The sequence below is a fragment of the Halovulum sp. GXIMD14793 genome (assembly GCF_054457435.1).
In genome coordinates this window covers 1-23,062 of record NZ_JBTLNE010000009.1, presented here as the reverse complement: position 1 = coordinate 23,062, position 23,062 = coordinate 1, and the positions used below count along the sequence as shown (strand labels likewise).

Annotated in this window: 23 protein-coding genes; 13 read left to right on the top strand and 10 right to left on the bottom strand. The window is 58.0% G+C overall.

Annotated elements, in window-relative coordinates:
- Positions 1 to 16: 16 nt before the first annotated feature.
- A complete protein-coding gene (locus ACW9UQ_RS03595) occupies positions 17 to 661 on the bottom strand; it encodes a DsbA family protein (RefSeq protein ID WP_458929630.1) in 645 nt (214 codons plus the stop codon).
- Between the two features lies 1 nt (position 662).
- The gene (locus ACW9UQ_RS03590; protein WP_458929629.1) at positions 663 to 1,178 is read right to left on the bottom strand and encodes a DUF721 domain-containing protein; all 516 of its coding nucleotides are present in this window, start codon (positions 1,176 to 1,178) and stop codon (positions 663 to 665) included.
- 72 nt (positions 1,179 to 1,250) lie between these two features.
- Between ACW9UQ_RS03590 and mutY the strand changes: the two genes are divergently transcribed.
- Entirely contained in the window at positions 1,251 to 2,309 is a 1,059-nt protein-coding gene (gene mutY, locus ACW9UQ_RS03585; RefSeq protein WP_458929628.1) for an A/G-specific adenine glycosylase, read from the top strand.
- Between the two features lie 12 nt (positions 2,310 to 2,321).
- Positions 2,322 to 3,461 (top strand): alkane 1-monooxygenase, encoded by a 1,140-nt coding sequence (locus ACW9UQ_RS03580; RefSeq protein ID WP_458929627.1) that lies wholly within the window; start codon positions 2,322 to 2,324, stop codon positions 3,459 to 3,461.
- Positions 3,462 to 3,674: 213 nt separating this feature from the next.
- Here the strand turns inward: ACW9UQ_RS03580 and ACW9UQ_RS03575 are convergent, their stop codons facing one another.
- From ACW9UQ_RS03575 to ubiE, 6 genes are all read right to left on the bottom strand, one after another.
- On the bottom strand, positions 3,675 to 4,127 hold the full coding sequence (locus ACW9UQ_RS03575; RefSeq protein ID WP_458929626.1) for a hypothetical protein: 453 nt from the start codon (positions 4,125 to 4,127) through the stop codon (positions 3,675 to 3,677).
- A gap of 159 nt (positions 4,128 to 4,286) precedes the next feature.
- A complete protein-coding gene (locus ACW9UQ_RS03570) occupies positions 4,287 to 5,390 on the bottom strand; it encodes a DNA methyltransferase (protein WP_458929625.1) in 1,104 nt (367 codons plus the stop codon).
- 93 nt (positions 5,391 to 5,483) lie between these two features.
- A complete protein-coding gene (locus ACW9UQ_RS03565; protein ID WP_458929624.1) occupies positions 5,484 to 6,083 on the bottom strand; it encodes a ribonuclease HII in 600 nt (199 codons plus the stop codon).
- Positions 6,080 to 6,724 (bottom strand): phosphoribosylanthranilate isomerase, encoded by a 645-nt coding sequence (locus tag ACW9UQ_RS03560; RefSeq protein ID WP_458929623.1) that lies wholly within the window; start codon positions 6,722 to 6,724, stop codon positions 6,080 to 6,082. Before ACW9UQ_RS03560 ends, ACW9UQ_RS03565 begins: the two co-directional genes overlap by 4 nt.
- A 4-nt stretch (positions 6,725 to 6,728) precedes the next feature.
- Entirely contained in the window at positions 6,729 to 8,255 is a 1,527-nt protein-coding gene (ubiB, locus tag ACW9UQ_RS03555; RefSeq protein ID WP_458929622.1) for a 2-polyprenylphenol 6-hydroxylase, read from the bottom strand.
- Positions 8,256 to 9,002: a bifunctional demethylmenaquinone methyltransferase/2-methoxy-6-polyprenyl-1,4-benzoquinol methylase UbiE gene (gene ubiE, locus ACW9UQ_RS03550; protein WP_458929621.1), complete on the bottom strand. Its 747-nt coding sequence runs from the start codon at positions 9,000 to 9,002 to the stop codon at positions 8,256 to 8,258.
- 281 nt (positions 9,003 to 9,283) lie between these two features.
- Here ubiE and mutM point away from each other — a divergent pair, with 281 nt between their 5' ends.
- Positions 9,284 to 10,117, top strand: coding sequence for a bifunctional DNA-formamidopyrimidine glycosylase/DNA-(apurinic or apyrimidinic site) lyase (gene mutM / locus ACW9UQ_RS03545; protein WP_458929620.1), 834 nt, complete (start codon positions 9,284 to 9,286; stop codon positions 10,115 to 10,117).
- Positions 10,118 to 10,208: 91 nt separating this feature from the next.
- On the opposite strand, the gene ACW9UQ_RS03540 is transcribed toward mutM, so the two are convergent.
- Entirely contained in the window at positions 10,209 to 10,748 is a 540-nt protein-coding gene (locus tag ACW9UQ_RS03540; protein ID WP_458929619.1) for a chloramphenicol phosphotransferase CPT family protein, read from the bottom strand.
- Positions 10,749 to 10,903: 155 nt separating this feature from the next.
- Here ACW9UQ_RS03540 and ACW9UQ_RS03535 point away from each other — a divergent pair, with 155 nt between their 5' ends.
- The 10 genes from ACW9UQ_RS03535 to gyrB all read left to right on the top strand — a co-directional run bounded on the left by ACW9UQ_RS03535 (position 10,904) and on the right by gyrB (position 22,190).
- The gene (locus tag ACW9UQ_RS03535) at positions 10,904 to 11,680 is read left to right on the top strand and encodes an enoyl-CoA hydratase (protein ID WP_458929618.1); all 777 of its coding nucleotides are present in this window, start codon (positions 10,904 to 10,906) and stop codon (positions 11,678 to 11,680) included.
- A gap of 104 nt (positions 11,681 to 11,784) precedes the next feature.
- Positions 11,785 to 12,051 carry a 30S ribosomal protein S20 gene (rpsT, locus tag ACW9UQ_RS03530; protein WP_458929617.1) on the top strand — a complete coding sequence of 89 codons (267 nt, stop codon included), beginning with the start codon at positions 11,785 to 11,787 and terminating at the stop codon, positions 12,049 to 12,051.
- A 375-nt stretch (positions 12,052 to 12,426) separates the two neighbouring features.
- Positions 12,427 to 12,873 carry a rhodanese-like domain-containing protein gene (locus ACW9UQ_RS03525; protein WP_458929616.1) on the top strand — a complete coding sequence of 149 codons (447 nt, stop codon included), beginning with the start codon at positions 12,427 to 12,429 and terminating at the stop codon, positions 12,871 to 12,873.
- Between the two features lie 76 nt (positions 12,874 to 12,949).
- Entirely contained in the window at positions 12,950 to 14,299 is a 1,350-nt protein-coding gene (dnaA, locus tag ACW9UQ_RS03520) for a chromosomal replication initiator protein DnaA (protein WP_458929615.1), read from the top strand.
- A 1,068-nt stretch (positions 14,300 to 15,367) separates the two neighbouring features.
- Positions 15,368 to 16,486, top strand: a complete 1,119-nt coding sequence (gene dnaN / locus ACW9UQ_RS03515; protein WP_458929614.1) for a DNA polymerase III subunit beta — start codon at positions 15,368 to 15,370, stop codon at positions 16,484 to 16,486.
- A 4-nt stretch (positions 16,487 to 16,490) separates the two neighbouring features.
- A complete protein-coding gene (gene recF, locus ACW9UQ_RS03510; RefSeq protein WP_458929613.1) occupies positions 16,491 to 17,591 on the top strand; it encodes a DNA replication/repair protein RecF in 1,101 nt (366 codons plus the stop codon).
- 17 nt (positions 17,592 to 17,608) lie between these two features.
- Positions 17,609 to 18,097, top strand: coding sequence for a hypothetical protein (locus ACW9UQ_RS03505; RefSeq protein WP_458929612.1), 489 nt, complete (start codon positions 17,609 to 17,611; stop codon positions 18,095 to 18,097).
- A 57-nt stretch (positions 18,098 to 18,154) separates the two neighbouring features.
- Complete coding sequence (locus ACW9UQ_RS03500) at positions 18,155 to 18,964, top strand: nucleotidyltransferase domain-containing protein (RefSeq protein WP_458929611.1); 810 nt, start codon at positions 18,155 to 18,157, stop codon at positions 18,962 to 18,964.
- 3 nt (positions 18,965 to 18,967) lie between these two features.
- Positions 18,968 to 19,600, top strand: coding sequence for a LysE family translocator (locus ACW9UQ_RS03495; RefSeq protein WP_458929610.1), 633 nt, complete (start codon positions 18,968 to 18,970; stop codon positions 19,598 to 19,600).
- Between the two features lie 178 nt (positions 19,601 to 19,778).
- Positions 19,779 to 22,190 (top strand): DNA topoisomerase (ATP-hydrolyzing) subunit B, encoded by a 2,412-nt coding sequence (gene gyrB, locus ACW9UQ_RS03490; protein WP_458929609.1) that lies wholly within the window; start codon positions 19,779 to 19,781, stop codon positions 22,188 to 22,190.
- 402 nt (positions 22,191 to 22,592) lie between these two features.
- On the opposite strand, the gene ACW9UQ_RS03485 is transcribed toward gyrB, so the two are convergent.
- Positions 22,593 to 22,940 carry a DUF4303 domain-containing protein gene (locus tag ACW9UQ_RS03485; RefSeq protein WP_458929608.1) on the bottom strand — a complete coding sequence of 116 codons (348 nt, stop codon included), beginning with the start codon at positions 22,938 to 22,940 and terminating at the stop codon, positions 22,593 to 22,595.
- Positions 22,941 to 23,062 lie beyond the last annotated feature (122 nt).

Genomic DNA, 23,062 nt, shown 5'->3' with positions numbered 1-23,062 from the left:
AACCCACCCTACACCCTTAGTTATCGGGTGCAGCGTCAGAGGCGCTTAGGGCTGCGTTCAGCAATGTTTCCAACTGCCCATAGGGCAGGTTTGGCTGCTTTTCGCCATTGATCAGCAAGGTCGGTGTCGCCTCGATCTGATCTGCGGTTGCGTTCTTCTGGTAGGCCTCCACCAGCGCTTTGGCAAAATCTTCATCCTGCAGGCAGGCATCCATCTCGGCATTGGTCAGACCTGCCTGCCGGCCCAGGCTCTTAAGGTTCTCGACGATCACAGACGGGTCGCCGCCAGACAACCACTCTGCCTGTTTGTCGAAGATCATATCGACGACACCGAAATACCGCTCTGGCCCGGCGCAACGGGCGATCATACCGGCCCATAGACCGAACCGATCAAAATAAACCTCGCGCAGGATAAACTTCACCTTACCAGTTTCGATAAAGTTCTCCCGGATTTTTGGGAAGGTTTGCGTATGGAATGTCCGGCAATGCGGACAGGTGAAAGAGGCGTATTCCACAACCGTCACGGGCGCATCCGCGTTCCCCTTGACCATATCCACAGCCTCGCGCGACTGCGCAAAGACCGCGCTGCCGCTGCTGGCAGCAAGACCGGCGGCTGCAGCTGTCCAAAGCGCCTGACGGCGTGTGAAAGATCGGTATGTCATGTCAGGATTCCTTACTGGCCGCGGGCTTCGCCCGGGATTGCAGGTTGGTTGATAGCTGTTCCAATGCATCGCGCAAGCCGCCATCGCGGATACCGGCGACTTCGGGCACGGGTTTGGGCGCAGGGCGAAACGGTGCGGGCGCTTCGGCCAGCCCCGGCGAGGGTGCAAGCGCGGCATCATGGGTCAGCCGGATGCGCGAAATTGCGTTGTAGCCATAGCAGGCATTGACCCGTTCGCGGATCACCTCAAGTTGCAGGCTTAGCTCTGGCGCGCGCGATCCGGCACAGGCCAGGGTCAGCGTGGCGCCCAGCCCCTCCTGTCGGTAGCTGACCTTGACCGGGGTGGCGATGGCCGCAACCTCTGGACCAGCAACCTCAGCCCAATGGGTCAGCATCCGGGTCTGCGCAAAGCCCCGCTTTTCGGCCACGCTACGAATGCCTGTCGCCACCAGTGCGCCGGTTTGCGTAAAACCTTTGCGCCGGGATGCGGTCGAATGCCGCTTGGATTTTTCGGTCATCTGCGCCATGTCCCTGAACATACCTTTACAAACGGGCGCTGCCAGCCCCAAACGCAGGTAGATGTATAAATCTTGTGTGAGACGGCAAAAATCGGCGATGATCTGCTGACCTGGTATGATGCGCATGCCCGTGTTCTGCCTTGGCGTGTGCCGCCGGGCACTGACATCAAACCGGACCCATATCTCATCTGGCTGTCCGAGGTGATGTTACAACAAACTACAGTTGCGGCGGTCAAAAGTTACTTTGAGACCTTCACCACACGCTGGCCGACCGTCCGGGATCTGGCTGCAGCTGAGGATGCTGACGTCATGGCAGCCTGGGCTGGGCTGGGCTATTACGCCCGCGCCCGCAACCTTCTGAAATGTGCCCGCGTGGTGACAGAGGCGTATGGCGGCGCCTTTCCCGATACCGAAGAGGCACTTTTGACCCTACCCGGCATCGGCCCCTACACGGCGGCTGCCATTGCGGCCATCGCTTTTGACAGGCCGGCCGTTGTGATGGATGGCAATATCGAACGGGTCATGGCGCGACTATTCGCTTTGGATACACCCCTTCCGGCCGCCAAACCTTGCCTGCGTGACCACGCGGCCTCGCTGACCCCGGATCAGCGGCCCGGTGATCATGCACAGGCATTGATGGACCTAGGCGCGACGATCTGCACGCCGCGCAATCCGGCCTGCGGCATCTGCTGCCTGCGCGACCCATGCAAGGCACGCGCTGTCGGAAACGCAGCCGAACTGCCACGCAAAGCGCCGAAAAAGGCCAAGCCGGTGCGGCGGGGTATTGCTTATTTCGTGCAGCGTTCGGATGGCGCTGTGCTGTTGGAAACCCGTCCCGAAACCGGCCTGCTGGGCGGAATGCTCGGCCTGCCCGGAACCGACTGGTCTGACGATCCCGCGGCTGCGCCACCGATACGCGCAGACTGGCAGATCCTGCCGCAGGCGGTGCGCCATACCTTCACCCATTTTCACCTGATCCTTGATCTTTGGCTGACACAGAGCGATAGCGCCGTTCAACCTGACCGCGGCACGTTTTATCAGAACCCGGACCCCGCCGATCTGCCCACGGTGATGCGCAAGGCTTTCCTCGCCGGGATGAAGGGTCTACACTCTTCTGTAACCGCCGATTGAGCGGAGCTTCAAATGCCCGAAAACACACTCTACAAACTTACCCCCAGCATCAGCCGCGCGCTGCCCTTCTGGATTTCGCTGCTGCTGGTGCCACTGGTCGCGCTGGCTGCGGCTTATGGCGGATGGTACCTGTTGCTGGTGCCGATTGTTGCGTATCCCTTGATCACCCTGATCGACACCGTGGTCCCCCATGAAGAAGACGGGATGGACCCCGCGACCGAGGATGATCAGCTGTTCTGGTACCGTCTGATTACCCTGATCTGGGCCCCAATTCAGGTTGGCGTGCTTATCGGCGCGATATGGGCAGCAGGGCATGGCCATCTGGCCGGCTGGGAGATTGCGGCCCTTGCCGTTGTTGTCGGCATGATCACAGGCCCTATCGGCATTAACTACGCGCATGAACTGGTCCACCAACGCGGCAGGTTGGAGCGGTTTCTGGGCGAGGTCCTGCTGATTTCAACCGCCTATGGCCATTTCCGGTCCGAGCATGTCTATATCCACCACCGCTATGTCGGCACGCCCAAAGATGCGGTGACCGCACGGTATAACGAAGGATTTTACCGCTTTCTCGCCCGCTGTGTGCCCGGGCAGCTGACATCGGCCTTCCGGGTTGAACGGGAACGCCTGGCCGCCCGTGGTCGCCCGATCTGGCATAGTGCGAACCCGTTCTGGCGCTATGGGTTTGGCGCGCTGGGCTTTGTTACCGCTGCATTGCTGTTTGGTGGCTGGCCGGGCCTGATGCTGTGGATCGGGCAGGCGGCGGTGGCCATCGTCTATCTGGAACTGGTGAACTACGTGGAGCATTACGGCCTGACGCGAAAGCATCTGGGCGATGGCAAGTACGAATTGGTCAAGCCGCACCATTCCTGGAATGCTGACCACAAGATCACCAATTTCCTGCTGATCAACCTGCAGCGCCACTCTGACCACCATTATCGCCCAAGCCGCCGGTTTCCCGTTCTGCAAACCTATCACAAGAACGATGCACCCCAACTGCCCCACGGCTACCCGTTGATGTCCCTTTGGGCCTTGATGCCGCCCTATTGGCGCAAACGCATGAACCCTCGCGTCGACCGCTGGCGCGCGCGGCACTACCCAGGGATCGATGATTGGGGCCCGTATAACAAGGGCACCACGCCAATGCCGCGCTGACCGCGCACCCGGGTCACCTGACCAGCCGCCAGAAAGAATTGCCGCAGGAATTCGAGGCCGAAGCAAGGAACAACAGCCTGCAAAGCCAGGATTTCTTTTGCCGAGTAAGGTGGCTCTGGGAAGGTATCAAAGGGTGACGATACAATTTGATTGGTGTGGTTAAGACGGCAGTCTCAAATGTCGCATATGCGGCCGTTCAGGCTGAGAAGGCTATCAGGACTTGTTGAGTTCTTCGGCAATCAAACCTGCGAATTCGCTGCTGTCCTCGTTCTTAGAGGCGGCCAATGCCACGTAAACTTCTATGTCTGCGACCATTTTATTGTGTAGCTCCACCATCCAATCGGATCTTTGAGCAGGATTGCTGCCAAATCGTGGGGCGGTACACTTTGCAAACCCCCACAAAATATCCAAGATTTCGGTCCCGAGCTCTGGGTTTGCCGAACGCAAAATCTTCACCAAAATAGGATAACTCGGCAGCGCTGCGGACGATACGTATGCATGTTGATGGCATAATCCACACCAAAGCTCATGCGTTGCGTCGGCCGATTTCTTGGGGTCTGCACCAGCAAGATGTTCAAGCAAGAAGGGGACGTTATCCGCTGCACCATAGGCCGTGCGAAACTCTGACCAGTTTACAGCATCAATTTCTGACGCAAAGTCGTTCAACGGCAACACCTCGCAAGATATCCAACGACAATAAAATGGCAAATATAGCTCGTCAATTTGGGCTTAGAATTGACCTTCCTACACAAAAAAACCCCGCTGGTTGGGGGAACCAAGCGGGGGTAAGGTGGATGCCAACAGGCACCGGCGGTAAACGATGAATTACTCTTTAAGTTCGGCTCTCAGCTGCTGGCGCAGTATGTCGATCGGGATCGACTTGCCGTCGCGCTTGAACCACCAGTAGGTCCACCCATTGCAGGACGGTGCGCCCTCCAACGCAGCTCCGACCTGATGGATGGACCCTTTGGTGCCTTCGGCAACCAATGTGCCATCGGCGCGAACCTTGGCGGTGCAGCCATGCTGTGAATGCAAAACCTCTCCCGGGGCGAGCAGCCCGCGTTCGACCAGCTGGCCGAAGGGAATACGCGGCTCTGCGCGTTTCGGGGTCGTCACCTCAAGCGAGGCGCGATCCAGGGTGCGGATATCGGCGATACGGCTTTCGGCAACCTCGCGGTATTTTTCCTCGCGCTCGATGCCGATGTAGTGGCGGCCCAGACGCTTGGCGACCGCACCGGTGGTGCCAGAGCCGAAGAACGGGTCAAGGATCACATCGCCGGGCTTGGAGCTGCCGACCAGCACGCGGTGCAGCAATGCCTCGGGCTTTTGCGTCGGGTGGGCTTTGTCGCCGTTCTTGTCTTTCAGACGCTCGCCACCGTTACAAATAGGCAACATCCAGTCAGAGCGCATCTGAACACCTTCGTTCAGCTCTTTCAGCGCCTCATAGTTGAATGTGTATTTGGACGCGTCAGATTTTCCGGCCCAGATCATCGTTTCATGCGCATTTGTCAGACGCTTGCCGCGGAAATTCGGCATTGGGTTCGTCTTGCGCCAGATCACGTCGTTCAGGATCCAGAACCCGGCATCTTGCAGGGATGCGCCAACGCGGAAAATGTTGTGATATGAACCAATTACCCAGATCGCGCCGTCCTTTTTCAGAATGCGGCGGGCGGCTTTCAGCCAGGCCCGGGTGAAATCGTCATAGGCCTTGAAAGATGCGAACTGGTCCCATGCATCATCCACGGCATCAACCTTGGAGCTGTCGGGCCGATGCAGATCACCCTTCAGCTGCAGGTTGTAGGGCGGGTCCGCAAAGATCAGATCGACGCTTTCTGCGGGAAGGGAGTTCATCACCTCCACACAGTCGCCTGCGAGAATCTGGTCGAGCGGGAGAACCCGCTTCGAACGGTTTTTGTCTTTCACACTCATTTGCCTGCCAACGGTATTCTTGTTTGTTGGCCCCAAAATGAGTCATCGCGGAGTCCCCGTCAAATTCTTTTTGAATCAAGAGCTTAGGAAATTTTAGCCGCACAATATCTTGTGGATAGGTTTGAACGAACGTCTATGGTGTGGGGTTACCCCTAGGCTTTCCAGAGCCTCTGCATGCGCCTTCACCCCATATCCGGCATTGGTTTCCCAGCCATAGCCGGGGAATTGTTGCGATAATGCAACCATTTGTCGATCACGTGTGACCTTTGCGACGATAGACGCCGCCGCAATGGAAACTGATTTGCTGTCGCCCTTGATCACGGTTTGCGCCGGGCAAGGCAGACCAGATGGCAGGCGGTTGCCGTCGATCAGCGCAAATGCGGGCGGGTGCGGCAAAGCCTCAATCGCCCGGCGCATCGCCAGATAGGTAGCCTGCAGGATATTGATCTGGTCGATTTCCTGCACGGATGCTTCGCCAAGTCCGACCTGCGCCACCGCCATGATCTCTGAAAACAACGCCTCGCGCCGGGTCGCGCTTAGCTTTTTTGAATCGTTTAGGCCCGCCGGCACCTGCGCCGGGTCAAGAATGACAGCCGCCGCTGTCACCGGCCCGGCCCACGGGCCGCGCCCGACCTCATCTATTCCGCAAACGGGTGTCGGACAATCTGCTTCAAGGGAAAAGTCCGGCGTCATGCGCTGCGTATTGCCGCCATGAACAGCGCCAGAAGGTCCGCATCCAGATCATGATCCGGATGCAAGCCCGAACAGACATCCACGCCATGGGGCCTTACCTGCCGGATCGCCTCGGCCACATTGTCGGGGCGCAAGCCACCTGCAAGCCAGACCGGCACAGCACTTTCGCGCACGATCTCTGCGCTGATACGCCAGTCATGGGTCTGGCCGGTTCCACCCAGTTCCTTGACCTCTTTATGGGGCGAGCCGCTGTCCAGCAGCAACATGTCGACAACCCTGGCAGCCTCGGCCGCCTGTTCGCGGGCCGAAGGGCCGTTCACATGGATGGCCTGGATGATCTGACGGTCAGGAAAGGCGGCCCGGATCGCCGCGATGTCGCGATCAGGCACACGATCGACCAATTGTATAGCGCGGGTCGGGCAGCGGGTCATATGGGCGATGATGTCATCGGCCTGAACTTCGGAGGTCAGCAGCACCGTCAGGGCATCAACCCCAGCGGCAATCTCTGCAATCCTCGCATCGGGGATCGGTCCTGGCCCAGAAGGCATGTTCCCGACAAGGCCCAGCGCATCAGCACCCGCGCTAAGCGCAAGTTGAGCCTCGGCCATAGATTGAATGCAGCAGATTTTAACCTTCGTCATGACCCTACCCCAATAACGCCAGCGCCCCAGCCGCCAGCGCGGCACCTGCGGTCAGCCACCCCCACCATGGCAGACGCGCGCCAAAACTGCGATCTGCGTCCTGCGGGGCATTGGCCTTGACCAGAGCAGTTTCGGCCATTTCGGGCAGCAACGGGCCAAAGCGGGATAGCACGGCAACCGTCCGGGTCAGATCGCGCAGCATGGCCTTGGGGCCAAGGTTGTCGCGGATATAAGCCTCGACGATTGGTTTGGCGGTTTCCCACATGTTTATTTCGGGATTCAAGGATCGCGCCACGCCTTCGACCACCACCATGGTTCGCTGCAGCAGGATCAGTTCGGTCCGGGTTTGCATGCCAAAGCGCTCGGTCACGTCAAAGAGATGTGCCAGAAGTTTCGCCATAGAGATATTGGACGCATCCTGACCAAAGATCGGCTCTCCCACCGACCGCAGCGCCTGCGCAAAGGCCGCCCTGTCGCGATCCGCCGGGACATAGCCAGCCTCAAAATGCACAGCGGCAACGCGCGTATAATCACGCCGCAGAAAGCCGATCAGGATCTCGGCATAGACGCGGCGGGTATAGGCATCTATCCGGCCCATAATCCCGAAATCCAGCGCGATCAGATCGCCATTCGGGGCCAGCTTGAGGTTGCCCTGATGCATGTCGGCATGGAAAAATCCGTCGCGCAGCGCGACCTTCAGGAATATCTCGATCACATGCTCGGACAGCGCGACCAGATCAACGCCCCGCGCTTTCAGACTGCCAGTGTCCGAGAACGAGTGTCCTTCCGCCCATTCCAGCGTCATGACCCGGCGCCCGGACAGGGGCCAGATAACCTCGGGGACGCGGAACCGCTCGTCCGTTTCGGTATTGGCGCGGAATTCGGCGGCGGCAGCGGCCTCCATCCTCAGGTCAAGTTCTCCCTCGACGATGGTTTCGAAATGTTCGATCACCGCAATGGGCCGCAACCGGCGCGAGGATGGCGACAGAAATTCGATCATTCGGGCGGCGAAGTAGAACGCATCCACATCGCGCATAAACGCCCGCTCAACACCCGGTCGCAGGACCTTGACCGCGACCGTGCGCCCGCTATCGCGCACCGTTGCCTTATGAACCTGCGCCAGTGACGCGGCGGCAACGGGGTCGGAAAAACTTGAGAACCAATGGTCAACCAGTGCGCCCAACTCCCGCTCTACCTCTGCCTTGGCGTCTTTCATATCAAAGGCAGGCAGGCTGTCCTGCAGGATCTTCAGCTCATCGGCCAGTTCGTTCCCGACAACATCGGGACGCGTTGACATGACCTGACCAAATTTGATGTAGGCCGGGCCCAGCGCGGTCAGCGCGCGGCTGATCGGTTTCAGGTTCGGGTCGCCTTTCAGCCCCAGCCAGGAAAACGGCCAGCCCAGAATGCGCGCCGCTACGCGCACGCTGTTTGGTGCGCCCATCGCCTCCAGCGCGATCTTCATCGCGCCGGTTCGTTCGAACGTTGCCCCGGTGCGGATCAACCGCCAGATGTTGTGTGGTCCGCGCACCTAGATTTTCCACCCCGAATGCAGGGCAGCGATGCCCATGGACAGGTTGCGATAGGCCACCTGATCAAAGCCTGCCGAGCGGATCATGTCAGCGAATGTGTCCTGATCGGGGAAGTTGCGGATCGATTCCACCAGATACTGGTAGCTGTCGCTGTCATTGGCCAAAAGCTTGCCCATGGGCGGGATGACATTGAACGAATACAGGTCATACAGCTTTTGCAGCCCCTGATTGGGCAACTGGCTGAACTCCAGCACCATCAGCCGCCCGCCGGGGCGCAGCACGCGGTAGGCTTCGGCCAGCGCCTCGTCCTTGCGGGTTACATTCCTGATCCCGAAGGATATCGTGTAAACATCAAAGCTGTTCGCCTCAAACGGCAGCTTCATCGCGTCGCCGACCACCCAGTCCAGCGCATTGGGATAGCTGGCAGCCTCGGCCCGGCGGCGGCCCTCGACCAGCATGTCGGCAGTCATGTCCAGAACTGTGGCTTTCGCCTGACCGGACACACGTTTGAGATACCGGAATGAGATGTCCCCGGTGCCGCCAGCCACATCCAGCAGATGCGTGTCGGGGCGCGGGGCCAGCCAGTCCATCATCGCGTCTTTCCAAACCCGGTGGATGCCCAGGCTCATTGCGTCGTTCATCAGATCGTATTTCGACGCGACCGAGGAAAAGACGCCGCGCACCATGCTGGCCTTTTCCTCTTCCGCCACGCGGCGGAAGCCAAAATCGGTTTCCCTGTCGCTCATACGTCCTGTCCTTACATTTCGCCGGTGATCATAGTTCGCGATGCAAAAACTACAATTCGGATACCTTGTCGCGGCTTCGACATTGTTCTGCCCGAATCGGGCGCTAGGCATACATGTCATGGGGGCAGCGTTCGAATGAGGGATGAGTAATGGCGTTTGGCATTGCAATCGGTGTATTTTTTGGTTTGGCCCTTTTGACCGGGGCGATTATGTCGTCTATGTCTGCGCGCAAGATGCGCACGCAAGAGGTGCGGGAGCGCGAGGAATAAGCGCGGGGGCACTTGCCTGAACTTCCCGAAGTAGAAACCGTTCGCCGTGGTCTTGACCCTGTTCTGACAGGCAAGGTGATTGCGCGTGCAATCGTAAGACGGCCAGACCTGCGCTGGCCGTTCCCCGAAAATATGGCAAAACGTTTGACCGGCCAGACGGTTTTACGTCTGCGGCGCCGGTCAAAGTACATCCTCGCCGATCTGTCGAGTGACGAGACGTTGCTTGTGCATCTTGGCATGTCAGGTCGGCTGCTTTTGCATGCGCCGAGGGATGTGGTGGAAACCGGCCGTCACGATCATGTTGAATTGCAGACCGAGACCGGCGCGCGCGTTGTCTTCAACGATCCGCGCCGTTTCGGTGCCATGGACCTTTTGCCGACACAAACGGCCGGGGCGCACCGCCTGCTGGCCAGCCTTGGCCCGGAACCTTTGGGCAATGATTTTAACGAAACCACCCTCGCCGAACGGCTGAAGGGGCGGCGGACACCGATCAAGTCCGCCTTGCTGGATCAGCGCAATGTCGCGGGTCTGGGCAATATATATGTGTGCGAGGCGCTGTGGCGCGCCGGTATATCCCCCAAACGGCTGGCTGGCGATATCTCGGCCGCCCGCATAGCAGAGCTTGTGCCGCATATCCGCGAAACGCTGCTCGATGCCATCACCGCTGGCGGATCATCGCTGAGGGATTACCGTCAGGCAGACGGAGAGCTGGGCTACTTCCAGCATGCGTTCCGTGCCTACGGACGCGAGGGGGAACCCTGCCTGCGCGAGGGATGCGGCGGCACAATCAAACGCATCGTTCAGTCTGGCCGGTCGACGTTTTATTGTCCGAAGTGCCAACGTTAGCCTGGATTGCGCACCCATGATATCAATAATCTGGTTTGCACGGTGATGCCGCAGACGCAAAGCGAGGTGCGTCGCCTGAAACCGATGGCATTCAGGTCTTGCGGGAAAAATCGGAAATGCGCTTGCCGCTTTTCCAACCCCGCATGATCGCCTCGACAGAGTGATCGACGCCATCAAGGGCCTGCACCTCCAGATCGTAGGTCTTGCCGATATGGATGGTTTCGAAATCCTTACGGGCGCTGCCAACCGGGCGATCGCTGCGGGCTTTTTCGCGGGCCTCAAGGATGTCCACAGGGCAATGGACCCCGGCGAAGTAAACATCGAACGGTGCGAAAAGATCCCGCAGTTGATCCAACCAGGTTTCATCCTCAAGGATATGTTCAAGAATCAGGTTGTTGCCCGCCTGGGCATACGCCGCCAGTGATGTGTGAAAGCCATCAAAGAAGGCAGTACGCGCAGCCTTCCAGTCAAACTCGCCGCTTTTGAAGCGATCAGACGGCAACACACCGGCATCGCGAAGATGATCGATGGAAATGTGCCAGAACGGCAGGCTTAGCCGGGCTTGCAGGGCGCGGGCGATGGTGGATTTACCGCTGCTCGATGCCCCATGCAGAAAGATGATATGCGCCATAAGCCCCCCTTAATGGCATATCTGTAGCCAAAGGACAGACGGATGTCTTACACTGCGGGCGTTGTCAGAACGCAGGCGCTATACATCTCCGCCCTTGATCCGCTTCACCGACATGATAAGTCTGGGCGCTGTGTCAGTAACTCGGGGTGAGACGCATGGCTTATGAGACACTTCTTGTCGAGATCACCGATCATATCGGCGTTATCCGCCTTAACCGGCCAGATGCGCTGAATGCGATCAACTCGCAGATGTTGCAGGATCTGTCGGAGGCCATCGGCAGCATGGATACCAATGACAAGGTTCGGGTGATGGTGATCACCGGCTCGGAAAAGGCATTTGCCGCCGGGGCAGATATCAAGGAGATGGCCGAGAAAGATTTCGTCTTTATGTTCAAGGACGACTATTTCACCCGCCATTCCGAATCGATCATGCGCGCCCGCAAGCCGATCATCGCCGCCGTATCCGGCTATGCGCTGGGCGGTGGTTGCGAATTGGCGATGATGTGTGATTTCATCATTGCTGGCGACAATGCGAAATTCGGCCAGCCCGAGATCAATCTGGGCGTCATTGCTGGTTTGGGCGGCAGCCAGCGGCTGACCCGCTTTGTCGGTAAGTCCAAAGCGATGGAGATGAACCTGACCGGCCGCATGATGGATGCGGCAGAGGCGGAACGCTCTGGCCTGGTATCCCGCGTTGTCCCGGCCAAGGAACTGATGGCGGATGTCATGAAGACCGCCGAAAAGATCGCCGAGAAATCTACGCTGACCGCAATGGCGGCGAAAGAGGCTGTGAACCGGTCCTATGAGACCAGCCTGCACGAAGGTCTGCTGTTTGAACGGCGGCTGTTCTATTCCCTTTTTGCCTCCGAAGATCGGACCGAGGGTATGGAAGCCTTTGCCGAAAAGCGCACCCCACAATTCCGCGGAAAATAACCGGTTAAGCAAATAACCGTCGCAGAGGCGTTGACTCGTGTCTTGGCACAGTCTAGAGACGCGCTTCGTTTCGTGACTCATGTAAAGAACCGGAATTCTCAAAGATGGCAAACACGCCTGGATCAAAAAAGCGCGCCCGCAAGACGGTACGCCGGACCGTGATCAACAAATCCCGCCGCACCCGTGTGCGCGGTTTCATCCGTAAGGTCGAAGAGGCAATCGCATCCGGCGATCTGTCTGCGGCAAATGACGCTCTGCGCATGGCGCAGTCCGAGATCATGCGCGGTGTTACCAAAGGAATCATGCACAAGAACACGGCTGGCCGGAAAATCTCGCGCCTTAACGCACGGGTTCGCGCGCTCGGCGCCTGATCACCAGTTCGGTAGAGAACGATGTCGCGCGTCCCGAACCGGGGGCGTGCGCTTTCTTTTTGTGATTGTCATGCAAGTTTGACTTTTCCTTCATGTTCTCTTTTCGGTCCGCTTGTTCGAATCTCTGACTGGTCGTAGGTTCACTGCACTTAGCAGAAGTCCGCCGATTGGGTTTCACTTTCAAAATCTGCCGCACGAAAGACGTAGGTAAAGTAAATTTTGCCATCGTTTCTTTAACTGTGTCTGGTTTATTTTTTATCGGCAGCGAATCTCCTAAATCTACCGTTCTTTGCGTCAAGCTATTCTTGTTGTTGAAACCTGCTATTCGAAACGTCTAGTTTGCTGCGGTCGGGCAAAGGTGCCAGTGGAGATTCGATGTCGGGTTCAGTCATAAGCCAGGTGGGAAGCTGTAGTCCCGTCGAAGCTTGGGAAATTCTCAAACAGGATAAATCGGCAATTCTGGTTGATGTCCGCTCGCGACCTGAGTGGAGCTTTGTCGGTGTGCCTGATTTGTCGTCGCTGGGAAAAACCGTCGTACTGACAGAATGGCGGGCGTTTCCTGATATGCAGGTGAACGCGGGTTTCGTAGATCAGATGTTTGCGGATCAGTCCGAGGCTCCGTCGCAGATCCTGTTTATCTGCCGCTCGGGCGCGCGATCACTGGATGCTGCGCAAACCGTCTCCGCCGCTTTGGCCGAACGTGGCGAGGATGTAGCCTGCAGCAATGTTGATCAGGGCTTTGAGGGTGACCTCGATGCCGACCGGCATCGCGCGACTGTAAACGGCTGGAAGCATGCGGGATTGCCCTGGCAACAGGGCTGACGGGGCTTTGTTCAGGTCAAAGCCGATGGGTGAAGAGTATTCTATGTTGAATGGAAAAACGGAAACGAGTGGGGGGATGATGGACTGTTGGGGGCGGACAAGAGAGCAGTTGCAATCATCACTCGGAAAGAGTGCCTTCCAAAATTGGATCGAGCCTTTGGAATATCTGGGCTGTGACGACGGTGTCGCTCAGTTGTCAGCGCCAACCAGCTTTATCGGCAACTGGGTATCGCAGCATTACGGAGAGCGAATCCGCCGCCTGCTGGCTGAGAATGGCACCACTGTATCGCGTCTTGATTTCAGCGTTGCCCGTGCCGCGCCCAAACAGCGCGAGACGCCAGCCGCTATACCTGCCGAAAAGCTGCAGACCACTGACGCAAGAGAGTTACCGGGATCTCCGCTCGACAAACGCTTTACTTTCGAAAGCTTCGTTGTCGGCAAGCCCAACGAACTGGCCCATGCCGCTGCGCGCCGCGTGGCCGAGGGTGGGCCGGTCACCTTCAACCCGCTGTTCCTTTATGGTGGCGTGGGCCTGGGTAAAACCCACCTGATGCACGCCATCGCCTGGCAGATTTCCGAGGTGCAACCGGGCGCGCGGGTTCTGTATCTATCTGCCGAACAATTCATGTATCGCTTCGTGCAGGCCTTGCGCTTCAAGGACATGCACGGTTTCAAGGCGCTGTTCCGCTCTGTCGATGTGCTGATGGTGGATGATGTTCAGTTCATCTCGGGCAAGGATTCGACGCAGGAAGAGTTCTTTCACACCTTCAACGCCCTGATCGACCAGAACAAACAGATCGTCATCTCCGCTGACCGCGCCCCGGGCGAGATTGACGGGCTTGAGGATCGGATCAAGTCCCGCCTGCAATGCGGTCTGGTCGTCGATCTGCACCCCACCGATTACGAGTTGCGCCTCGGCATCCTGCAATCAAAGGCCGAAAGCCAGTCGCGCCTGCATCCCGGCATTGAGATCGACGAGGGCGTCTTCGAATTCCTCGCCCATCGCATCAGCTCCAACGTCCGTGTGCTGGAGGGTGCCCTGACCCGCCTGTTCGCCTTTGCCTCGCTGGTCGGGCGGCGTATTGATCTGGATATGGCCCAGGAATGTCTGGTCGATGTGCTGCGCGCGTCCGAGCGCAAGGTCACGATTGACGAGATCATGCGCAAAGTCTCGGACCACTACAACATCCGCATGGCCGACCTTCTGGGCCCCCGCCGGTCTCGCGCCGTGTCGCGCCCGCGTCAGGTGGCAATGTTCCTGTCCAAATCCCTGACCACCAAATCCCTTCCCGAGATCGGCCGCAAATTCGGCGGCCGCGACCACACCACCGTGATCCACGCCGTCCGCAAGGTCGAGGAGCTAAAGGCCATCGACAGCCAGATCAGCGAAGATGTGGAACTGCTAAGGCGGATGCTGGAGGCTTAAGCGGAAACTGCCGTTTTGTAGACGCGAACGCCACTCTATTGCTTCTGTAATGACGGCTTTAGTTTCCAAGTAGATATGTAACTTGCTAACTTATTTTGCCTCACAGGGGCTTACGGATTGTTTGGCAGATCCTGCTGAGAAGAATTCTCCATCGGGGGAGAAAGCAAAGTGGTTGGTTACTGTGCACCCATTTGGGTTCTTAGCTAACAGTAAGTATGCAGCATTAACGATGGGTGGAATGGGCGAAAGAGATTTATCAACCGTATGGGTTTGGGCACCGATCAACTCGGTTTGTTCTACGAGAAAATTTCGCAGTAGTAGTGCTTGTTCAGTTGGCCGCAATACATACTTTTCATCAGCTAGTTTGATGTAGCATTGGTGCCTTACAGTGCCGTCTCGAAGAGCCCTCTCCGTTAGTAGAACGTAGAACGTAGAGCTTTGACCCAGGCAATGCCCAAGCCTCTTGTGCTGAAGAGTTGACCAAATCACGTGTATGACGCTTGGGAACTTCGTGCATTTGAAGGCTTTGGATATCAAAAACTGAACTTGTTTCGATATGAGTGCGACAACGGTCGAAAAGGTTTTCAAAGTCCTTAAGCAGACCCTGTGCCGAAAGCGTGTTGCCCCACACCGACAGTGTCATCGCCGCTAACGAAAAAGCTCCTTTTGACAATCTTTAAGTTCATTTGGCGACACCAAATTTTTGAAAGCCAACATTGGCCGCATTTTGGAATGAATAGAACCAGACATTGGCCTAAACAGAAAGAGTGTTCAAGCGTGTCATATTCCACCCTATGACAACCTGATAAACACGGAAGCCCGTCTCTGGTTTCGCGATACACGGCCCTAAAGCGTTTCGAGTTTACCTTGAGACATCACATAAAATCGAAACGCGTACACCATATAGGCTTATCACTGCGTTTCAGGATAATCTTTTGTCTCAGGTTTATCCCGAAACGCTTTAAGCACCATCTGATTGCCCCTCAAACGCAAGTTTTCTGTTGAACCAGATGTTGATTTCGATAGGGTCAACGTCCCAAGAACATGCGTCCACCCGGGGGTTTCAAAATGAAAGTCAGCATCGAACGTTCCGCGCTTTTGAAGGCGATGGGTCGGGCGCAATCCGTGGTGGAGCGGCGCAATACCATTCCGATTCTGGCGAACGTTCTGATCGAGGCTGAGGGCGACAGCATAAGTTTCCGGGCCACCGACCTGGATATCGAGGTGATCGATAAAACCCCGGCCATGGTGCTGCAGGCCGGTGCGACAACCGTTGGCGCGCACACCTTGCATGACATTGTGCGCAAACTGCCAGATGGCGCGATGGTGGAACTGGCCGATGATGGAACCTCGGGCCGGCTGGATATCACGGCGGGCCGGTCGCATTTCCAACTGGCCACCCTGCCGCGCGAGGATTTCCCGGTGATGGCAAACGCGGAATATGACTGCAATTTCGCCGCCGACACGCCCGTCCTGCGCCGCTTGTTCGACAAGTCCAAATTCGCGATCTCGACCGAGGAAACTCGCTATTACCTCAACGGTGTCTACATGCACGCCGCTGATGGGGGCGACGAAAAGGTGCTGCGCTGTGTCGCCACCGATGGTCACCGGTTGGCCCGGATCGACGCGGTGCTGCCGCAGGGCGCAGACAATCTGCCCGGTGTGATCGTGCCGCGCAAAACCGTGCTGGAACTGGGCAAACTGCTGGACAAAGACGACACGCAGATTGCGGTATCCGTGTCTGAAACCAAGATCCGCTTTGCCACGCCCGAGGTGACGCTGACCTCCAAGGTAATCGACGGCACATTCCCGGATTATCAGCGTGTCATCCCGCAAGGCAACACCAAGCGGCTTGAGGTGGACGCAGCCGAATTCGCCAAAGCGGTGGATCGTGTGGCCACCGTCTCGTCCGAGCGGTCGCGCGCCGTGAAACTGGCGCTGGAAGAGGATCGTCTAGTGCTGTCAGTCAATGCCCCTGACAGCGGTGCGGCTGAGGAAGAACTGGCCGTGGCTTATGGTGACGAGGCGTTGGAGATTGGTTTTAACGCCAAATACCTGCAGGAAATCGCCGATCAGGTGGATCGCGAGAATGCCGTCTTCATGTTCAACTCTGCCGGGGATCCGACCCTGATGCGCGAAGGCAATGACGAAAGCGCGGTCTATGTCGTGATGCCGATGCGCGTCTGAGGCTGTGGCCACGCTTGCGCTGACCTCCCTGCGGCTGAGCCATTTCCGCTCTCACAAGCAAACTCAACTGACGGTCGACGCCCGGCCCGTTGTTCTTTTCGGGCCGAACGGTGCGGGGAAAACCAATATTCTTGAGGCGGTTTCGCTTTTGTCGCCGGGCCGCGGCCTGCGCCGGGCAGCCCCCGACGACATGGCGCACGCACCCGAAGCGCTTGGCTGGAAAATCGCGGCTGATTTGGACAGTCTGGGCCAGCAGCACCAGATCGAAACCTGGGTGGAGCCGGGGGCCAGCCGCCAGACCCGCATTGACGACAAGGCCGCACCGCAGACAGCGCTGGGCCGTCTGGCCCGCATCTTGTGGCTAACCCCGGCGCAGGATCGTCTTTGGATGGACGGTGCCAGCGAACGACGGCGGTTTCTGGATCGTATCGCAATGAGCTTTGAACCGGCCCATGCAGAGGCCTCCCTCGCCTACGAAAAAGCCATGCGTGAACGCAATCGGCTGCTGAAGGATCAAGCCCGCGATCCGCATTGGTATGCCGGGCTAGAGACGCAGATGGCCACCCATGGTGCCGCAATCATGGCCAATCGGGCGCTGGCACTTTCGCGTCTGACCGCGGCGCAGACGGGTGCGGCAACGGCATTTCCGCAGGCCGATCTGGATATCGCCGATGACACACCTGCAGAAACCGCTGACGACCTGCGGGCGGCACTGGCCGAAAGCCGCCCGCGTGACATGGCCGCCGGTCGGTCGCTGGTTGGCCCGCATCGCGCTGATCTGATCGCCATCTATGCCGATAAAGGGGCTGAGGCGCGCCTGTGTTCCACTGGAGAACAAAAGGCCCTGCTGATCTCGCTGATCCTGGCCAATGCCCGCGCCCTGGCTGAGGATTTTGGCGCGCCGCCCATTCTGCTGCTGGATGAGGTCGCCGCCCATCTGGATACTGACCGCCGCGCAGCACTTTATGACGAGATCTGCGCCCTTGGCGCACAGGCCTGGCTGACCGGCACCGGGGCAGAGCTTTTTGATGGGCTTGGAGGACGATCAACGATGTGGCAAGTTGACGAGGATGACAGCCAGTCTGCTGTCAGGACCACCCCCTGAATTCGGAGCCACATCCAGTGCGATACATTCTTTGCCTGATAGCAATCATCCTTGCACCTGCGGCGTTTGCCTTTGACAGGTTCTCTGAAACCTATGCCGGCACATGGCAGGGGGTTGGCGTGCAGATTGACGGTCAGGAATGGAGCATGGGGCTGATCATTGACCCGATATCCTCCACGGTTTCCTACGACGACGGCAACTGTAGCGGCACATGGACCCATATCCGGGTAACCGAGGCCCAGTTGGTCGCCGTTGAAAAGCTGACTGTCGGGCTGGATAGCTGCCTGGATGGCGGGCTATTGAAAGTTGAGCGACTGGACGAAAATACGCTGCTTTACAGCTACTTCGACAAGGCAGGCGATATCGTTGCCAAGGCGATCCTGATTGAGGGGGAGTACCGGCAGGACCGATACAAAGCACTGCGTGCGCTTACGTTGGAGCGGATCGGCAAAGGCTTCATCAAAGGTCAGGGTGCCATAATTCAATTTGGTGACGATAAGATTTGATTTGTGGTGTCAAAGCTTTGACAAACGCCACTGGCCCTGCCCCAAGAAGGATTTCGTATGACCGCCGTATCGCCTCAGATGCAATCTTTGATCCGTGCCCGTTTGGACGAGATCGCGCGGGAAGAGGACATAACCATTCTGCTGGCCATCGAAAGCGGCTCGCGCGCATGGGGATTCCATTCGGAAGACAGTGATTATGACGTGCGCTTCATATATGCTCGGCCCGTCGACTGGCACCTGCGGATCGAAAAGCGGCGCGATGTTGTGGAGCGTCCGATCTCGGACGAGCTGGACCTATCCGGCTGGGAGTTGTCGAAGGCCCTGAATCTGGCTCTGCGGTCGAACGCGGTTGTTGCCGAATGGTTGCAATCCCCGATCAGCTATTCTGAGGCCCCTGGCTTTCGCGCCGATACATTGGCGTTTTGCCGCGATGTGCTGACCCGCAAGAACGTCACCTGGCATTACCTGTCGATGACACACCAAAGCCAAACCCGGATTCTGGACGCAGAGGGCAAGATAAAGCTGAAGCGTTACTTTTACAGCCTGCGGCCCGCATTGGCGTTGCGCTGGATGCGGCTGAATGCACAGGCTGTGCCGCCCATGGATATGACCAATCTGATGGCGGGGTGCGATTTGCCAGAGGCGGTCACGACCTTCATCCGCAACCTGATCGACACCAAACGACAGGCCAGAGAGATGGGCACCGCCACAGCGAGCCACAGCGAAACCGACGCCCTGATCGCGAGTGAGCTGGCCGCAGCCGAGACATGGCTGAAATCCACACCAAAGCCGGAGAAACACGGGTTTGAGGCAGCCAATCGGCTGCACCGCCTTTATACGCGGCACGCTGGCGAGCATGAGGCCTGATCAATGACACTTTCGGCTTCGGGCCTTTCGCTATATGCGCTTGCGCTTTTTATCCTGTTCCTGACGCCAGGGCCGGTTTGGGTCGCAGTGGTGGCGCGGTCCCTGGCAAACGGGTTTCGCGGGGCGTGGCCTTTGGCAATGGGTGTGGTGGTTGGTGATGTCCTGTGGCCGCTGCTTGCGATCTTTGGCGTCACGGCGATTGCCACGGTCTATGGCGATTTTCTGCAGGTCCTGCGATGGGCTGCTGCTGTTATCTTTCTGGTCATGGGCTGGGGTCTGATACGCAAAGCCGGGGCACTGGCGGCCGAGGATTCCGCCCTGACCCGTCCCGGCATCTGGCCGGGGTTTCTGGCGGGACTGCTGGCCATTCTGGGAAATCCAAAGGCGGTCCTGTTCTATATGGGGGTGCTGCCGGGCTTTTTCGATCTGTCGGCGGTCACGGCGTTGGACATCACTGTCATCTGCCTCATCTCAGCGATTGTGCCCCTGATCGGCAACCTGATCCTGGGGGTTTTCGTCGGTCGGGCACGGGCGCTGATCCGGTCACCGCAGGGGTTGGCCCGGTTGAATATCGGGGCCGGGATCCTGCTGATCGGCGTTGGCATTGTCATCGGATTGGGCGCAGTTTTCGCCTGAAATCGGGGCTGTCGGGGCGCGAATTTTCCACAACAATCGCCGCGCTGTAAAAGAAACTTCAAACAAACACGCAAAGCATTGTTTTCGTTTTTAAATTTAGTGCGCATCCGCCCTTCGGAAGCGTGACATCCGTCACCTTACCCAGTATATTACTCACAGGTTTTAAGGATGGCAGAGAATGTCCGACAAAGAGCAGTCTTCCGAAGATTACGGCGCAGGTTCCATCAAGGTCCTGAAAGGGCTTGAAGCCGTGCGCAAACGGCCTGGCATGTATATCGGGGATACCGATGACGGCTCGGGCCTGCATCACATGGTTTATGAGGTGGTAGATAACGGCATTGATGAGGCTTTGGCCGGTCATGCCGATACGGTCACCGTTATCATCCACGCCGATGAAAGCGTCTCGGTCAGCGATAACGGGCGCGGCATTCCTGTGGACATCCACGAGGAAGAGGGCGTCAGCGCGGCCGAGGTTATCATGACCCAACTGCACGCTGGCGGGAAGTTTGACAGCAATTCCTACAAGGTTTCAGGCGGCTTGCACGGCGTCGGTGTATCCGTGGTCAACGCCCTGTCTAACTGGCTGGAACTGACCATTTGGCGCGACGGCAAGGAACATAAAGCCCGGTTTGAGGGAGGGCACACCACCGAACACCTGAAAGTCACCGGCGATGCCGAGGGCAAGAAGGGAACGATGGTGACATTTCTTGCCTCCACCGACACCTTCTCTGACCGGAATTATTCGTTCAAGACGCTGGAACACCGGTTGCGGGAACTGGCCTTTCTGAACTCCGGCGTGCGGATCACCTTGCGCGATGAACGCAGTTCAGAGCCGCAAGAGGTTGAGATGCTGTATGAAGGCGGCGTGCGGGAATTCGTGCGCTATCTCGACCGGTCCAAGACATCCCTGTTCGAAGATCCGATCTTTGTCACCGGAGAGCGTGACGAGATCGGGATCGAGGTCGCGATGTGGTGGAATGATAGCTACCACGAAACCGTGCTGCCCTTTACCAACAACATCCCACAGCGCGATGGCGGCACCCATCTGGCAGGCTTTCGCGGGGCGCTGACCCGGACGATCAACAACTATGCGGCGTCTTCCGGGATCGCCAAAAAGGAGAAGGTCACCCTGTCCGGCGATGACGCGCGTGAGGGGCTGACCTGTGTGCTGTCGGTCAAAGTGCCTGATCCGAAATTCAGCTCTCAGACCAAAGACAAGCTGGTGTCGTCCGAGGTTCGGCCCGCGGTCGAAAGCATGATGAACGAAAAGCTGGCCGAATGGTTTGAGGAAAACCCTGGCCAGGCCCGCGCGATCGCCACCAAGATCGTCGAAGCGGCCCAGGCACGAGAGGCCGCCCGCAAAGCGCGGGAGATGACGCGTAAATCTGCGCTATCGGTGGCCTCTTTGCCCGGCAAGCTGGCGGATTGTCAGGAAAAGAACCCGGAAAATTCCGAGATTTTCCTGGTGGAGGGTGACAGCGCCGGTGGCTCGGCCAAGCAGGGCCGTTCGCGCCATAATCAGGCGGTTTTGCCCTTGCGCGGGAAAATCCTGAACGTGGAGCGGGCGCGGTTTGATCGGATGCTGGGCAGCCAGGAAATCGGGACGCTGATCACCGCGCTTGGCACTGGGATTGGCCGGGATGAGTTCGATATCTCGAAGCTGCGCTACCATAAGGTCGTGATCATGACCGATGCTGACGTGGACGGCGCGCATATTCGCACCCTGTTGTTAACGTTCTTTTACCGTCAGATGCCCGAACTGATCGAAGGCGGATACCTCTATATCGCGCAACCGCCGCTCTATAAGGTCTCACGCGGGAAGTCCGAGGTGTATCTGAAAGATCAGACCGCTTTGGAGGATTATCTGATCGAACAGGGTTTGGACAACGCCTCGCTAAAGCTGGGCGATGGCTCTGTCATCGTAGGTCAGGATCTGGCCCGTATCGTGACGGAGGCGCGGCAGGCCCGGACAATCCTGAACGCCTTTCCGACGCATTACCCGCGCCCCATTCTGGAACAGGCTGTGATTGCAGGCATCATGGCACCCGGTGCGCTGGATGATTTGCAAGCCTCAGCCGATGCGGCAGCGGCCCGTCTGGACCTTGTCGCCACGGAATACGAACGCGGCTGGCAGGGTCGTCCAACACAGGATCACGGCATCCGTCTGTTCCGCGTGCTGCGCGGCGTCGAAGAGGTCCGCACGCTGGACGGCCCGATCCTGCGCGGCCCCGAAGCCCGCCGTCTGGGCGCAATGACCGGCACCCTGCAGGAAATCTATGCCCCGCCCGCCATTCTGGTCCGCAAGGATCGCGAGATTCCGATCACCGGTCCGCTGGATCTGTTGAAGGCCATCATGGACGAGGGCGAACGCGGCCTGTCGCTGCAGCGCTACAAGGGTCTGGGGGAGATGAACCCCGGCCAGCTGTGGGAAACCACACTGGACCCCGAGGCGCGGACCTTGCTGCAGGTCAAGGTGGATCAGGTCGGCGAAGCGGACGAGATCTTTACCAAGCTGATGGGCGATGTGGTAGAGCCCCGCCGGGCCTTCATTCAGGATAACGCGCTGAACGTGGAAAACCTGGATTTCTGATACCCGCCTGTTCAGGTCTGGTTCTGCAGGTCACTCAGGATTTGCCTTTGCCAACGACAGGTCGACGCGAAACGCGGTGACTGGGCCACGATCTGGCGCTGACGACCGCCCGCACGATCCCGAAGGTGTGGCGAGGCGAATAAGTCTGGAACATCGTGAACCTCTACCTTTTTGGCCGGCTTCAAAGTATCTGGCAGGGCTTCAGATATACCTGCCCCGACGCAATCGACTATGATTTTGAGGCGCCCCTGTGGGTTTCTTTGCTATCTGGCAAGCCGCGCTGATTGTCTGTTTTGCAGGGTTTATAAAGGCGGATCGCGTTGATCTTACGACGCAAGGAATACAGCACTATCAATGGCCCTGCTTATGGGCAATGCACCAAAATATCCGCTTTCAGCCGGGTTATTCGCTCATTTCTCTAAGCCAGGTCGATAGGGCGCTTTTAGAGTTCAGTCTGATTGCGCGATCCGTGTTGGTTTCGTCTGGCGGCATCACCTCCACGTGAATGGTGCATCTTTCACGAGCTTTCCCTTCTCCGAAAAGACCCTCCCGATCCAATTGCATCATGGCTTTCTCCATGGCGTTAAGTCGAAACCGGTACTCATCATCAGCATCTCGGGCTGAGTGATCATAAAGCGATCCGCGCTGGTCAAATAGAGCCGAAACTGCGGCAAAGCAGTCTTGCCCAAAGCCACAATAGGGTGAGTCGGCATATGACCATCTGATTTGACTGCGGATTTCATCTGGCATCGGATCTGACCTGCCCCCCGAGGCTCCCTCATTCATAACGAGAGTCTGCGGGTCTGGTTTTCATATTCGTTGGTTTCGTTTTGGGCAAGCGCGCCGGGCGCGGAGCCCTCAAATTGCTCAAG

Bases quoted from the DNA above. Each gene is read 5' to 3' on its own strand.
- ACW9UQ_RS03595 (WP_458929630.1), bottom strand. From the start codon at position 661: ATGACATACCGATCTTTCACACGCCGTCAGGCGCTTTGGACAGCTGCA.
- ACW9UQ_RS03590 (WP_458929629.1), bottom strand. From the start codon at position 1,178: ATGACCGAAAAATCCAAGCGGCATTCGACCGCATCCCGGCGCAAAGGT.
- ACW9UQ_RS03580 (WP_458929627.1), top strand. From the start codon at position 2,322: ATGCCCGAAAACACACTCTACAAACTTACCCCCAGCATCAGCCGCGCG.
- ACW9UQ_RS03570 (WP_458929625.1), bottom strand. From the start codon at position 5,390: ATGAGTGTGAAAGACAAAAACCGTTCGAAGCGGGTTCTCCCGCTCGAC.
- ACW9UQ_RS03565 (WP_458929624.1), bottom strand. From the start codon at position 6,083: ATGACGCCGGACTTTTCCCTTGAAGCAGATTGTCCGACACCCGTTTGC.
- ACW9UQ_RS03560 (WP_458929623.1), bottom strand. From the start codon at position 6,724: ATGACGAAGGTTAAAATCTGCTGCATTCAATCTATGGCCGAGGCTCAA.
- ubiE (WP_458929621.1), bottom strand. From the start codon at position 9,002: ATGAGCGACAGGGAAACCGATTTTGGCTTCCGCCGCGTGGCGGAAGAG.
- ACW9UQ_RS03540 (WP_458929619.1), bottom strand. From the start codon at position 10,748: ATGGCGCATATCATCTTTCTGCATGGGGCATCGAGCAGCGGTAAATCC.
- ACW9UQ_RS03535 (WP_458929618.1), top strand. From the start codon at position 10,904: ATGGCTTATGAGACACTTCTTGTCGAGATCACCGATCATATCGGCGTT.
- rpsT (WP_458929617.1), top strand. From the start codon at position 11,785: ATGGCAAACACGCCTGGATCAAAAAAGCGCGCCCGCAAGACGGTACGC.
- ACW9UQ_RS03525 (WP_458929616.1), top strand. From the start codon at position 12,427: ATGTCGGGTTCAGTCATAAGCCAGGTGGGAAGCTGTAGTCCCGTCGAA.
- dnaA (WP_458929615.1), top strand. From the start codon at position 12,950: ATGATGGACTGTTGGGGGCGGACAAGAGAGCAGTTGCAATCATCACTC.
- dnaN (WP_458929614.1), top strand. From the start codon at position 15,368: ATGAAAGTCAGCATCGAACGTTCCGCGCTTTTGAAGGCGATGGGTCGG.
- ACW9UQ_RS03500 (WP_458929611.1), top strand. From the start codon at position 18,155: ATGACCGCCGTATCGCCTCAGATGCAATCTTTGATCCGTGCCCGTTTG.
- ACW9UQ_RS03495 (WP_458929610.1), top strand. From the start codon at position 18,968: ATGACACTTTCGGCTTCGGGCCTTTCGCTATATGCGCTTGCGCTTTTT.
- gyrB (WP_458929609.1), top strand. From the start codon at position 19,779: ATGTCCGACAAAGAGCAGTCTTCCGAAGATTACGGCGCAGGTTCCATC.
- ACW9UQ_RS03485 (WP_458929608.1), bottom strand. From the start codon at position 22,940: ATGCCAGATGAAATCCGCAGTCAAATCAGATGGTCATATGCCGACTCA.